Source organism: Glycomyces terrestris (genome assembly GCF_003933745.1).
GTDB lineage: Bacteria > Actinomycetota > Actinomycetes > Mycobacteriales > Micromonosporaceae > Glycomyces > Glycomyces terrestris.
Genome location: NZ_RSEB01000006.1, coordinates 64,201 through 77,160, shown reverse-complemented (window position 1 = coordinate 77,160; position 12,960 = coordinate 64,201). Strand labels below are relative to the sequence as shown.

8 protein-coding genes are annotated in these 12,960 nt (G+C 74.7%); 3 read left to right on the top strand and 5 right to left on the bottom strand.

Annotation, left to right across the window (positions count from 1 at the left end):
* Positions 1–16: 16 nt before the first annotated feature.
* From EIW28_RS20455 to EIW28_RS20445, 3 genes are all read right to left on the bottom strand, one after another.
* Positions 17–2,296, bottom strand: a complete 2,280-nt coding sequence (locus EIW28_RS20455) for a serine/threonine-protein kinase (protein ID WP_158630481.1) — start codon at positions 2,294–2,296, stop codon at positions 17–19.
* A gap of 764 nt (positions 2,297–3,060) precedes the next feature.
* Complete coding sequence (locus tag EIW28_RS20450; protein WP_125249574.1) at positions 3,061–3,963, bottom strand: hypothetical protein; 903 nt, start codon at positions 3,961–3,963, stop codon at positions 3,061–3,063.
* Positions 3,964–4,118: 155 nt separating this feature from the next.
* A complete protein-coding gene (locus EIW28_RS20445) occupies positions 4,119–6,572 on the bottom strand; it encodes an AfsR/SARP family transcriptional regulator (RefSeq protein WP_125249573.1) in 2,454 nt (817 codons plus the stop codon).
* A gap of 829 nt (positions 6,573–7,401) precedes the next feature.
* Between EIW28_RS20445 and EIW28_RS20440 the strand changes: the two genes are divergently transcribed.
* Genes EIW28_RS20440 through EIW28_RS20430 form a run of 3 tightly spaced genes read left to right on the top strand, consistent with a single transcriptional unit; the run spans position 7,402 to position 10,395 of the window.
* On the top strand, positions 7,402–8,433 hold the full coding sequence (locus EIW28_RS20440; protein WP_232014097.1) for a FecCD family ABC transporter permease: 1,032 nt from the start codon (positions 7,402–7,404) through the stop codon (positions 8,431–8,433).
* A complete protein-coding gene (locus EIW28_RS20435) occupies positions 8,430–9,539 on the top strand; it encodes a FecCD family ABC transporter permease (protein ID WP_125249572.1) in 1,110 nt (369 codons plus the stop codon). The genes EIW28_RS20440 and EIW28_RS20435 overlap by 4 nt, the downstream gene beginning before the upstream one ends.
* Positions 9,454–10,395 carry an ABC transporter substrate-binding protein gene (locus EIW28_RS20430; RefSeq protein ID WP_125249571.1) on the top strand — a complete coding sequence of 314 codons (942 nt, stop codon included), beginning with the start codon at positions 9,454–9,456 and terminating at the stop codon, positions 10,393–10,395. The genes EIW28_RS20435 and EIW28_RS20430 overlap by 86 nt, the downstream gene beginning before the upstream one ends.
* 42 nt (positions 10,396–10,437) lie before the next feature.
* On the opposite strand, the gene EIW28_RS20425 is transcribed toward EIW28_RS20430, so the two are convergent.
* Positions 10,438–10,626: a YbdD/YjiX family protein gene (locus EIW28_RS20425; RefSeq protein WP_125249570.1), complete on the bottom strand. Its 189-nt coding sequence runs from the start codon at positions 10,624–10,626 to the stop codon at positions 10,438–10,440.
* The gene (locus tag EIW28_RS20420; protein ID WP_125249569.1) at positions 10,623–12,773 is read right to left on the bottom strand and encodes a carbon starvation CstA family protein; all 2,151 of its coding nucleotides are present in this window, start codon (positions 12,771–12,773) and stop codon (positions 10,623–10,625) included. Before EIW28_RS20420 ends, EIW28_RS20425 begins: the two co-directional genes overlap by 4 nt.
* Positions 12,774–12,960 lie beyond the last annotated feature (187 nt).

Sequence of the window (12,960 nt, the reverse complement as noted above, 5' to 3'; positions counted from 1 at the left end):
TCTCGTGGGGCGGGTGTCAGAGCCAGGTGCGGGGGCGGACGCGGTTGGCCTCGCCGACGACCGACCATCGCACGCGCGGCGAGGGAACCCTCCCGGCGATGCGGCGCAGGACGGCCTCGCGGGCGGTGGCGACGGCTTCGGCGGTGAACGGGACGCGGTAGAGGATCGTCTGCGGGTCGGGGCTTTCGGTCTGGAGCACGCGCGCGGCGGCGCGCCACAGTTCGGCTTCGAGGAGGTCGGCCTCGGCTCTGTCCAGTGTGGTGAGTCCTTCGAGGAGGACTGCGGCGCGTTTGAGGTCGGGGAGGGTGACGTCGGGGTCGCGGACGAGCTTCGCCAGGAGCGCCTGGCGGGCCGCGGCGTGGCTCGAGGAGGAGGCCGGGACCGCTTCGAGGGCCGCGAAGTCGCCGGTGCCGCGGGCGAGACCGAATGCGGCGCTGGTGAAGCCGCGGTCGGTGCGCCAGACGCGGGCGTGGTGCGCGGCGCCCGGTTCGGCGCTGATCGCTAGGGCCTGCAAGGGGGCGAGCTCGCCGGGGAGGTGGGCGCGGACGCGGGCGAACCAGTAGGCGGCGTCGGGGAGGCGGCCCGGGTCGCCGAGGGCGGCGATGCCGCGGTACCAGTCCAGGCGCCAGTCGCCGCCGAGCTCGGCGGCGGCCTCGATGAGGAGCGGGTCGGTGCGTTCGGAGCCGGTCTCGGCGGCGAGGCGGACCTGCGCGAGGCGGGCCTCGGGGGTGCGGGGCAGGGCTTCGACCAGGGGGAAGGCGGTCTCGGGCGGTTCGGCCGCGAGCGCGGCGAGGGCGACGGCCGCGGGGTCGGCGGGGTCGGTGAGCGGGGCGGGCAGGAGGCGGCGGGCCTGGACGGGGTGGGCGGGGGCGAGGACGCGGGTGGGGTCGGGGCTGACGGCGGAGGCGTACGCGCCGCGTTCGGGTCCGAAGTGGGCGGAGACGGCGGGGTAGGGGGTCTCGTCGAGGGCGGCGCGGATCTGGCGGAGGACGCCCGTGAGCTGGTCGGCCATGTCGGCGGCGGAGGCGAAGCGGGAGGCGGGGTCGGGGTGGCAGGCGCGTTCGAGGAAGAGGTAGAGGGACTCGTCGTAGCGCTCGGGACGCGGGGGCAGCGGGGCGGCGGCGAGGGCGCCGGTCTCGGTGCGCATCGCGGGGCTGAAGGCGAGGGTGAGGACGGCGAGGGTGCGGCCGACGGTGTACAGGTCGGAGGCGACGTCGGGGAAGCGGTCGCCGTTGATCTCGGGGGCCTGATAGCCGATGGTGCCCCAGACGTCGCCGCCGGTGTCGCCGATGCGGCGCATCGCGCCGAGGTCGATGAGGCGGATGCGGTCGCCGGACTGGATCAGGTTGGCGGGCTTGAGGTCGCAGTAGACCATGCCGGCGTTGTGGAGGTAGTCGAAGGCGGCGAGGGTCTCGAGGAGGCAGGGGATCGCCCATTCGGGCGGGACGGGTCCGCGGCGCTCGCCGAGGCCGGCGCGGAGCTGGTCGGCGAGGGAGACGCCGCCGATGTACTCCATGACGAGGTAGCCGTGGAGGGTGCCGTCGCGGGTGTCGCGGTGCTGGACGAAGTTGTGGATCTTGACGATGCCGGGGTGGTCGACGGCGATGAGGTAGCGGCGCTCGGCCTCGGCGGCGGCGAGCGCGGCGAAGTCGGTGGTGTTGAGCAGTCCCTTGAGGACGACCCATTTGCCGTCGAGGTTGCGGTCGGCGGCGAGGTAGATCCAGCCGAGGCCGCCGTGGGCGAGGCAGCCGCGGATCTCGTACTGGCCGGCGACGAGGTCGCCGGGCTTGAGGGCGGGGGTGAAGTCGAAGGGGGCGCCGCACTCGGGGCAGAAGCCGGTGACGCGGCCGACGTGCGCGAGCGGGTGGCCGTTGGTGCAGTGGCGGTCGGCTTCGGGCACGGCGGGGTCGGGCATGAGGGCCGAGACGGGGTCGGCGACGGGGACCGAGGGCAGGTCGGCGAGCCCGGCGCCGAGCCGGCCGGTGCTGCGGCGCGAGGAGGTCGAGGGACGGGAGGGGAGCGCGGCGGGCGCGGCGCGGCGGCCGCAGTCTTCGCAGTAGCCCTCGGCGTCGATGGCGCCGCCGCAGTGGACGCAGGGGGCGGCGGCGGGGGGCGGGGTGGTTGAGGCGGGGCCGGCGGTGGGCGGGTGGTTTGAGGCCGGGCCAGCGGCGGGCGGGTTACTGGAAGCCGGGCCAGCGGCGGGGACGGAACGCCGGCCGCAGTCCTCGCAGTAGCCTTCGGCGTCGATCGACCCGCCGCAATGGGCGCAGGGGGCAGCGGTGGACGGGGCGGTCACTTTGGGCCCCATTGCGACTGGACCGGTGGCAAAGGGCGCGGGAGGGACAGCGCGGGCACCGCAGTCCTCGCAGTAGCCTTCGGCGTCGATGGCGCCGCCGCAGCGGATGCAGGGGGTCATGTGCGGTCTCCGTTCACGCGTGCGGCGAGTTCGTCGACGGCCGCGCGGGCCTTGGGGAGTGAGCGAGAGGTGGTCCACGGAACGGCGCGGGCGGTCTCGGCGGCGGCCTCGATGAACCAACCTTCGGCCCCGATCGCCCCACCGCAGCGGATGCAAGCGGCCATGTGCGGTCTCCGTTCACACTCGCAGCCAGGTCGTCGACCGTCGCGCGGGCCTTGGGGAGTGAGCGAGGGGTGGTCCACAACCCGGCGCGGGCGGTCTTGGCGGCCGCGCCGAAGCAACCTCCCAGCGCCCCGCCAGAGCGGATGCAGGCGCTCATGTGCGGTCTCCGTTCACTCTGGCGGCAAGTTCGTCCGCTGCCTTGCGGACCAACGGAAGTGAGCAAGGGGCGGCCCAGCGGCCAGTCCGGGCGGTCTTGGCGGCGGGCTCGCCGAAGCGACCTTCGGCCCCGATCGCTCCACCGCAGCGGATGCATGCGGTCATGTCCGGTCTGTTCACGCTCGCGGCGAGGCCGCCGACGACCCTCACGGCCCCGGGGCGCGAGCAAGCGGCAGTCCACAGGACGGCCGCGGTCACCGCGACTGCGGGGGCCGCTCCGTAAGAGCCTTCGACCCCGATCGCTTCGCCAGAGCGGATGCAAGCGGTCATGTGCGGTCTCCGTTCACACTCGCGGCCAGCTCATCGACGGCCTTGCGGGCCTCTGGAAGCGAGCAGGGGGCGGTCCACAGCACTGCACGGGCGCGGGTCCAGGCGTCCCGGACCGCGGGGTCCGCGCCGCGGCCGAGGCGTTCGGCACGGGCTCGGTACGCCTCGGCTTCGCTGCGGAGGCGGTTACGCCGGTTGAGCGGTTCGTTGCAGGCGGCGAAGTCGGCCTCCACGCGGTGCTCGGCGGCCTCGACCCGGCGGGTGAGGCGGGCGCGGGCGGCGGCGGCCTCGGTCCAGCCCGCCTCACCGAACACGGGAAGACGGTCGAGATCGGCGCGCAGCGTCGCGGAAACCCTGGCGGGCTTGGCAAGTGGCGGGTCGCTGATGCGTTCGCGGGCCTCGTTCCAGCGGGTCAGCAGGCGGCGCTCGCGGTCTTCGAGGGCGTCGATGCGGTCGGCGAGCGGGTCGGCGAGGCCCGAGGCGTCGATGGCCACCTCGATCTCGTCGACGAGCGCGGCGACGCGCCCGTAGCGGTCCTCCATGAGCCCGAGGGCGCGCTCGGTCGCGATCGGGCTGCGGGCGAGAGCGTCCGGAGCCTCGGGGTCGGTGAAGCGGGCGAGCATCGCGGCGGCCCTGGCCGGGTCGGTGAGGCGTCCCTTCCGGCCGCGGAGCGCGGCGGTCGCGGCGAGGTGTTCACTCCAGGCGTGGAACAGGTTCCACAGCAGGTCCCAGTCGCGCAGGGCGGCGGCGCAGCGGCCGGCGGGGACGGCGGCGGCCTCGGCGCGCAGGGCCGCGAAGGCGGCGCGGGACTCGCAGTCGAGGAGGCGGGCGCCGATCAGGTCGCGTTCGGCGAGGCGGTCGGCGAGCTCGCGCTCGACCGTCTCGCGGTCCACTGGAGCCATCTCGACCTCCTTCCGCCGCAAGCGGTTCCTGTGTCCTATGCGACAGCGTAGTGCGAAACGACCCGGGAGGGGTAACGGCGAGTAGGCAGGAGAATGCGCTGCTACCCGGGCAAAGCGGGCGTCTGCGAGGGGCGGTCGAGACCGCTGTGAAGAAATCATGAACCCGCGATGCGCCGCAGGCTCGCGCGCGCCTGCGTGTGGCGGCCCCAGGCGCGGTAGACCTCGACCAGATGGGCGTGGACCTCGCGGGCCCCGGCGGCGTCGCCGCCGCGTTCGAAGCGGCCCAAGGCGGTCGCGAGGGCCTGCTCGGCGGCGGCGAAGTCGCGCATCCGGTAGTGGAGCCAGCCGAGGGTCATGCCCATGGCGGCGGCGTCCGCGTCCCGGCCGGCGGCCGCGGCGGCGGCGAGCGCGGCGTTCAGGAGCGGTAGCGCCTCCTGCTCGCGGCCGAGCCGCGCGAGCGCGGTCGCGAGGTTCGCGCGGGCGGCGCCGAAGCGGTCGCCGTGCTCGGTGCGCTCGACCGCGTCGAGGGCGGCCCGGCTGTACTCCTCGGCCTTGGCGAGCGCGCCGCGCGCGTACGCGGCGACCGCGACGAGGTTGCGGTGGCGGGCGAGGCGGCCCGGGTCCGGGCCGGCCGCGGCGAGCGCGTCCTCGCCGAGGCGTTCGAGCTCCTCGGGCCGGTGGCCGCGCTTCGCGAAGCCGCACAACACATCGGCGAGGACGGCACCCTCCGGGAAGGCGGCCCAGGCGCGGTAGGCGGCGGTGAGGAACCCGTACTCCTCCAAGGGGGCCGGGGCGCGGAGGTCACGGAAGCCGGCGACGGCGCGTTCGCGCAGGGCGCGCTCCTCGTCGGCGGTGGCGGGCGCTTTGGCGCGGGCGTACTCGGCGACGAGGCGGTGCAGGCGCAGGCGGCCGTCGGCGCCGATGCGCAGCAGGTGGGCGGCAGCCAGGGAGTCCAGGACGCGGTCGGCGTCGCCGCCGGTCGCCGCGGCGAGGCGCAGGGCGGTGGGCTCGCCGATGTCGGCGCCGGGCAGGAGCGCGAGGTCGCGCAGGCAGCGGCGCTCGGCGTCGTCCAGGCCCGCGTAGGAGAGGTCGAAGACGCGGGCGATCTGGTCGCGCTCGCCCGCGCGCCACAAGCTGCCGTCGCCGAGGCGCTTCGCCAAGCCCGCCAAGCCGAGTGAGGGCCGCTCGTCGAGGAGCCCGGCGGCGATCCGCAGCGCGAGCGGCAGGCCGCCGCAGTGCGCGGCCACGGCGGCCGCGTCGGCCCGCTTGGCGGTGGTGTCGCCGGTGAGGCGGCGCAGGAGCGCGACGGCGTCGTCCTCGGGGAGTTCGGCGAGCTCGACGGCGACGACGTCGCTGACGTGCCGGAGGCGGTCGAGGCGGCCGCGGCCGGTGACGACGACCGCCGAGCCGCCCTCGCCGGGCAGGAGGGGGCGGACCTGGTCGGCGTCGCGGGCGTTGTCGAGGAAGATCAGGACGCGCTTGTCGGCGAGGAGGGCCCGGTAGTTCGCGGCGGCCTGGCCGCGGTCGTCGGGCAGGTCGGTCGGGTGGGTGCCGAGGGCGCGCAGGAAGCCGTGGAGGACCGCGAGGGGGTCGGCGGGGTCGTCGCCGGCGCGCAGGTCGGCGTGGAGCTGCCCGTCGGGGAAGTCGGCGAGGCGGCGGCGGGCCCATTCGAGGCCGAGCGCGGTCTTGCCGGCGCCGCCGATGCCGGTGATCGCGATGGCCAAGGGGCCCTTGCCGTCCCGGGCGGACCAGCGGGCGTCGATGCGCGCGAGCTCGGCGGTGCGGCCGACGAAGCCGGGGACGGGGGCCGGGAGCTGGCGCGGCAGCGGCGGGCGGCGGGGCTTCGACCGGGGGCCGGTGGTGGGGTTGTGCAGGTCGAGGTTGCCGCGGAGGAGGTCGAGGTGGGTGCGGCGGGCGTGCGGGCCGGGGTCGGCGCCGAGGGCGTCGGCGAGGGCGCGCCGCAGCGTCTCGTACGCCTCCAGGGCTTCGGCGGTGCGGCCGGTCGCGTGGAGGCCGATCATGAGCTGGCAGACCAGGCGCTCGCGGAAGGGGTGCTCGGCGAGGAGGGCGCGGGCCTCGGTGGCGGCCTGGTCGAAGCGGCGCAGGCGCAGCAGCAGGTCGAGGCGTTCCTCGACGGCCTCCATGCGGGACTCTTCGAGGACGTCGGCGCCCGATTCGATGAGCGCGCCCTCGAGCCCGGCGAACGCGGGCCCGCGCCAGAGGGCGAGGGTGCGGTCGTACATCGCGAGCGCTTCGACGGGGCTGCCCTCGTCCACCAGGGAGCGGGCGTAGGCGCAGCCGGACTCGAAGCGGTCGACGTCGATGTGGCCGGGGCCGACGCGCAGGCGGTACGCCGAGCCGATGGTCTCGAGGTTGCAGTGAGGGTCGCCGGCGATGAGGCCGCGGATCTCGGCGATGCGGTTCTGGATCTGCCGGAGGGCGGTGCGGGGCGGCTCCTCACCCCACACGGCCTCGATGAGGCGGCCGGTGCTGACGGGCAGGTTGCGGTTGAGCAGCAGGACGGCGAGGATCGCCGCGGTCTTGCCGAGCGAGGGGCGCGGCTCCCCTTCGACGACGATCTGGAGGGGGCCGAGGACCATGAACCGCATGGGACTCCGGAAGGCTGGTGGGGAGGGGACCCGGATGACCAGGGTACCGGTTTCCGACCCCGGCCGGAATCCCGCCCTTCACTCCAGAACCGCTGCGGTCCACAACGAGCGGCCCCGGCAGCGCGGCGGTCGGCGAGGGACGCGGCCGCCCCGGCGGAAGGCGCGGCGGCCGCGAGACGGCGGCCGGTGGAACGCCTGTGCGTCGGCCGGGATGGTGGCGGCCAGCGAGCGGCACAGGCCGCCCGGGCGGAAGGCGCGGCGGCCAGTGGGCGGCGTGGAGTCCCACGCCCGACGATCGCCGCTGAGGTCGCGCACCCGCGAATGACCCGCGCCGAGCGCACGGAGCGGCGGCACCGGCGGATCGAAGGCGGGCGGAGCGGAAGAGGGGACTTCGGTTCCGCACCCGCCAGCGCGGGATGCCGACCCAGATAGCGGTCGGCGGAGCGGGAGGCGGGCACCGACCGAGGGGACTGCGGTGGCGCTGCGGTGTCCGGCAACACCGACGCCGGGCTCGGGCGTTGCGACAGCGAGGGCCGGGCGCGGCGATCGCTCCCGTCTCGGCCCGGCCCGGACGGGCGGGCAGGCCGACCGCACACGCCGCGGTCTTCTCTCCCGCCCCGGGCCCAGCTCGGCTCAGGCGGGCGAAGCCGTCAAGGCGATTGCGAACACCGCGACCCGCTCTGCCCTCCTGGCCCGGCGTGGACCGGCCCCCGCTCCCCCGCGCACTCGCGCCCCCGCGCACTCGCGGCCTCGCGGCCCTCGCGCCGACCGGGATCACACCCGCACGCAGGTCCTTCACACTAAGGTTAGGCTCGCCTATCATCTGGAAGTGCTCATCGCCGCCCGGATGCCCAGACCCGCCGCCACCGCCCGCGGGCGCCGGGCTGCCTGCGGGATCGCCGCGGTCGCGCTCGGGGTCGTCGTGGTCGCGTCGCTCGCGTTCGGGGCGCGGGACCTGAGCCTCGCCGAGCTGTGGGGCGGCCTCACCCGCACCGACCCGATCGCCGCCGCGGTCGTGTGGGAGCAGCGCCTCCCCCGCACCGTCGTCGGCCTCCTCGCCGGGGCCGGGCTCGCGGTCGCGGGCGTGCTCATGCAGACCCTCACGCGGAACCCGCTCGCCGACCCGCGCATCTTCGGCGTCGCCTCCGGGGCCGGGCTCGGCGTCGTCATCGGCCTCAACGTCCTCGGGCTCACCGGCATCGGCGAGTACGTGTGGCTCGGCATCGCGGGAGCGCTCGCGGCCGGCGTCCTCGGCTACGCCGTCTCGACCGTCGCCGCGCGCACCACCGGCGGCGGGCCCGCCACGTACGCGCTCTGCGGCGCGGCCATCGACGCGAGCCTGTCGGCCGTCGTCTACGCCGTCCTCGCCACCGACGTGCAGTCCTTCGACCAGTACCGGTTCTGGGCCGTGGGCTCCCTCGCCGGACGCGGCGCCGACATCGCGGCCGGCATGGCGCCCTTCCTCCTCGCCGGCCTCGCCCTCGCCTTCCTCGCCGCCCGCGGACTCGACGGGCTCCAACTGGGCGAAGCGGCCGCGGCCGGGCTCGGGCACCGGGTCGGGCTCACCCGCGCCGCCGCCGCGGTCACGGTCGCGCTCCTCACCGGCGCGGCCGTCGCCGCCGCCGGCCCCGTCGGGTTCATCGGCCTCGCGATCCCGCACCTCGCCCGGTGGGCCGTCGGCGCCGGGCACCGCACCCAGCTCGCCATGAGCCTCCTCCTCGGGCCCGCGATGCTCCTCGCCGCCGACGTGATCGGCCGCGTCATCGTCCCCGGCGAAGCCCCCGCCGGCATCATCTGCGCCGTCATCGGCGCCCCCATCCTCATCGCGCTCGTGCGCCGCGCCCGGACGGTGACCGCATGACCTCCCTCAAGCTCCAGGGCCGCACCGCGATCCGCGCCGGACGCTACTCCGTGACCCTGCACCGGCGCAGCGCCGCCGCCTGCGCCCTCCTCCTCGTCCTCCTCGCCGGGGCCGTCACCGCCGCGCTCTGCCTGGGCGACACGTACATCACGTTCGCCGACATGACCGCCACCCTCACTGGCACCACCGGCTACGACCGCACCGTCGAGGTGCTGCGACTCCCCCGCACCGTGCTCGCCGTCGCCGCCGGGGCCGCGCTCGCGCTCGGCGGCGCGCTCATCCAGTCCGTCGCCCGCAACCCGCTCGCCAGCCCCGACATCGTCGGCGTCACCGCCGGAGCCGGCCTCGCCGCGACCGCCGCCGTCGTCCTCGGCTACGCGCTCCTCGCGCCGCTCGCGCTCGCCGGAGGGCTCGCCGCCGCCGCGCTCGTGCTCCTCGTCGCCGCCCGCGGCTCCCTCTCCGCGCCCCGGTTCGTGCTCGCGGGCGTCGCCGTCGCCGTGCTCCTCAAGTCCGGCATCCAGCTCCTGCTGCTGTCGGCCGACGCGATCGACGCCCAGCGGGCGCAGATCTGGCTCATCGGCACCCTCGGCGGCCGCGGCTGGACCGAGGCCGCGTTCCTCGGCGGCTCCCTCGCGCTCGCGCTCCCGTTCCTGCTGTGGGCGCAGCGCGCCCTCGACACCACCGACCTCGACGACCCCACCGCCACCGGCATCGGCGTGCGCGTCACCGGGCAGCGCATCGGCCTCGCCGTCCTCGGCGTCGCCCTCGCCTCCGCGGCCGTCGCGCAGGTCGGCGCGGTCGAGTTCGTGGCCCTGGCCGCTCCCCAGATCGCGCGCCGCCTCGCCCGCACCCCGCGCCCGCCGCTCCTCGCCTCCGCGCTCACCGGGGCCGTGCTCCTGGTCCTCGCGGACTGGCTGGGCCGCACCGCGTTCGGCGACTACCAGATGCCCGCCGGCGTCCTCACCGCCGCGCTCGGCGGCGTCTACCTGCTGTACCTCCTGCTGACGAAGGGAACCCGAAATGAGAAGAAGACTGCTGGCCTCCGGGCTCGTATCGGCCTGCGGGCTCGCGCTGGCCGCGTGCGGGACGTCCGACCCGGCCACTGAGCGCAACGACGCCGAAGGCGAGACGCGCACCATCGAGCACGCGATGGGCACCAGCGAGATCCCGGTGGACCCGCAGCGCGTCGTCGTCCTCGACACCGACAAGATCGACACCGCGCTCTCGCTCGGCGTCACCCCGGTCGGCGCCGCCCGCGCGAGCGAGGCCGAGCTGCCGTCCTACCTCGGCGACCTCTCCGGGGTCACGGTCGTCGGCACCACCGCCGAGCCCGACCTGGAGGCGATCGAGAACCTCGAGCCGGACCTGATCCTCGGCTCGAAGTTCCGCCAGGAGGCGTTCTACGACGAGCTCGACGCGATCGCGCCGACCGTGTTCACCGAGCAGGTGGGCCTCACGTGGAAGGAGAACTTCCTCCTCGACGGCGACGCGCTCGGCAAGGCCGACGAGGCCGCGCAGCTCCTCGCCGACTACGAGGCCCGCGCGGCCGACTTCGGCGCGTCCCTGGGCGAGGCGATCGGCACCGAGGTGAGCCTCGTCCGATTCATGCCCGACCAGATCCGCTTCTACGGGCCGGACTCCTTCTCCGGCATCGTCCTCGGCGACACCGGGCTCGCCCGGCCCGAGCTCCAGCTGCTCGAAGGGGCCGAGGACCGCCGCTTCGGCGAGGTCTCGGCCGAGGAGGTCGACACCCTCGGCGGCGACGTGATCTTCTACTGCGCGTACGGCGACGACGGCGCGGCCAAGCTCGCCGAGTACACCGGCGGCGAGCTGTGGCAGTCGATCGCGGCCGTGCGGGCCGGCGAGGCGTACGCCGTCGACGACGAGGTCTGGATGACCGGCATCGGCGTCACCGCCGCCGGCCTCATCCTCGACGACCTCCAGACGTACCTGGGCGCGTAGCGGATCGCGGCTCCCGGCCCGGGCCCGGAGCCGCGATCCCGTTCAGCAGCAGCGGGTCCGCGGATGCGCGTCGGCGCGGTCGGTGCGCATCCGCTCGAACTCGCGCCGCGGCAGCGCCGGCGCGCCCGGATGGGCGAGGCGGTGGCGTTCCAGGTACCGGTCGTAGGCGGACTCGCCGGTGAGCTCCCGCAGGTACCACCGGACGAGGCCGAGCAGGCGGCGCGGGCTCACGGCCGCGCCTCCGCGCCGTCCTCACCGTCGTCCTCAGTGGAGGCGCGGGCGCCGGCGGTGACCAGCAGGCGCGACTCCACGTACGGGGCCTCGCTCGACGGGAGGGGTTCGGGAGAGCGGACCGCGCGCCAGCACACCAGGGCCGCGTTCAGGATGATGATGACGACCAGCAGCGCGAAGAACGCCGCCAACACGCCGTCCACAGTGGAGTTCGTGACGACGGTGCGCATCTGGTCGAGGTCCTTCGCGGGGGCCAGGACCTCGCCCTGGGCGAGGGCGTCGGCGTAGCGCTCGCGCTGCGCGAAGAACCCGATGCGCGGATCGCTGGAGAAGACCTTCTGCCAGCTCGCCGTCAGCGTCACCACCGCCACCCAGGCGAGCGGGACGGCGGTGACCCAGGCCCACTTCAGGCGGCCGCTCTTGACCAGGACCGTGGTGGCGACGGTGAGCGCGATGGCGGCGAGCAGCTGGTTCGCGATGCCGAACAGCGGGAACAGCTGGTTGATGCCGCCGAGCGGGTCGTTGACGCCGGCGTAGAGGAAGTAGCCCCAGGCGAGGACCACGAGCGCGCTGGTGAGCCACAGGCCGGGCTTCCAGCCGACGCGGCCGAGCGGCTTCCAGACGTTCCCGAGGGTGTCCTGGAGCATGAAGCGGCCCACGCGGGTCCCGGCGTCCACCGTGGTGAGGATGAACAGAGCCTCGAACATGATCGCGAAGTGGTACCAGAACGCCTTGAGCCCCTCGCCGCCGAAGACGGAGGAGAGGATCTCGGACATGCCCACGGCCAGGGTCGGGGCGCCGCCGGTGCGGGCGACCAGGGTCTCCTCGCCGACCGCGTCGGCCGCGGCCTGGAGGTCCTGCGGAGTGATGGTGAAGCCGAGGTTGGCGACGGCCTGCGAGGCGGACTCCACCGTGGTGCCGAGGACGCCGGCGGGGGCGTTCATCGCGAAGTAGAGGCCCGGGTCGAGGATGCAGGCGGCGATGAGGGCCATGACGGCGACGAACGACTCCATGAGCATGGCGCCGTAGCCGATCATGCGGACCTGCGACTCCTTCTGGATCATCTTCGGCGTGGTGCCGGAGGCGATAAGGGCGTGGAAGCCCGAGAGCGCGCCGCACGCGATCGTGATGAACACGAACGGGAACAGCTCGCCGGAGAAGACCGGGCCGAGGCCGCTCAGGGCGAACTCGGAGACGGCGTCGGTCTGGAGGGTCGGGGAGACGATGAGGACGCCGACGGCCAGGAGCGCGATCGTGCCGATCTTCATGAACGTCGACAGGTAGTCGCGCGGCGCGAGGAGCATCCACACCGGCAGCACCGCGGCCACGAAGCCGTAGGCCACCAGGCAGAAGACGAGGGTCTGCGGGGTGAGGGTGAAGGCGTCGGCCCAGGACGAGGACTGGACCCAGCCGCCCGCGACGATGGCGAGGACGAGCAGGACCACGCCGATGAGGCTCGTCTCCAGGACCCGGCCGGGTCTGATCGTGCGCAGGTAGAAGCCCATGAGCAGGGCGATGGGGATCGTCATCGCGATCGAGAAGGTGCCCCACGGGGACTGGGCCAGCGCGTTCACGACGACGAGGGCGAGCACCGCGAGGATGATGATCATGATCGAGAAGACGCCGATGAGGGCGGCGGCGCCGCCGAACGGGCCGATCTCGTCGCGCGCCATCTGGCCGAGGCTCTTGCCGTTGCGGCGCATGGAGATGAAGAGGACGACCATGTCCTGGACGGCGCCGGCGAAGATCGCGCCGATGATGATCCACATGGTGCCGGGCAGGTAGCCCATCTGGGCGGCGAGGACGGGGCCGACGAGGGGCCCGGCGCCGGCGATGGCGGCGAAGTGGTGGCCGAGGAGGACGCGGCGGTCGGTGGGCTGGTAGTCGACCGCGTCGTCGAGGCGCTCGGCGGGGGTGGCGCGGGTGTCGTCGACCTGGAGGACCTTGCGGGCGATGAAGAGCGCGTAGAAGCGGTACCCGATGGCGTAGGAGCCGAGGGCCGCGACCACGAGCCAGAAGGCGGAGATCTCCTCACCGCGGACCAGGGCGATCATGCCCCAGGCGGCGGCGCCGGCGATCGAGACCGCCGTCCATGTGAGCACGGATCTCCAACCGGGCCTTGGGCGGGTGCTTCCGGGAATGGTCATGTCGTCCTCCGGGTCGTCGGCCGCTGGGACCGGGGGTTGGGGCGTCGCGCGGCGGGCCGCCGCGTGACCGAGAGGTAGCTGAATATTTGAATGTCTACTTCGATGTGGTCCTGTGTCTCGCCGGGTGTTTCCGGCATCTGCCTTGGTTTACCAGTATTTCGGGTGAATTTCCAGTCGTCCCCGGCAT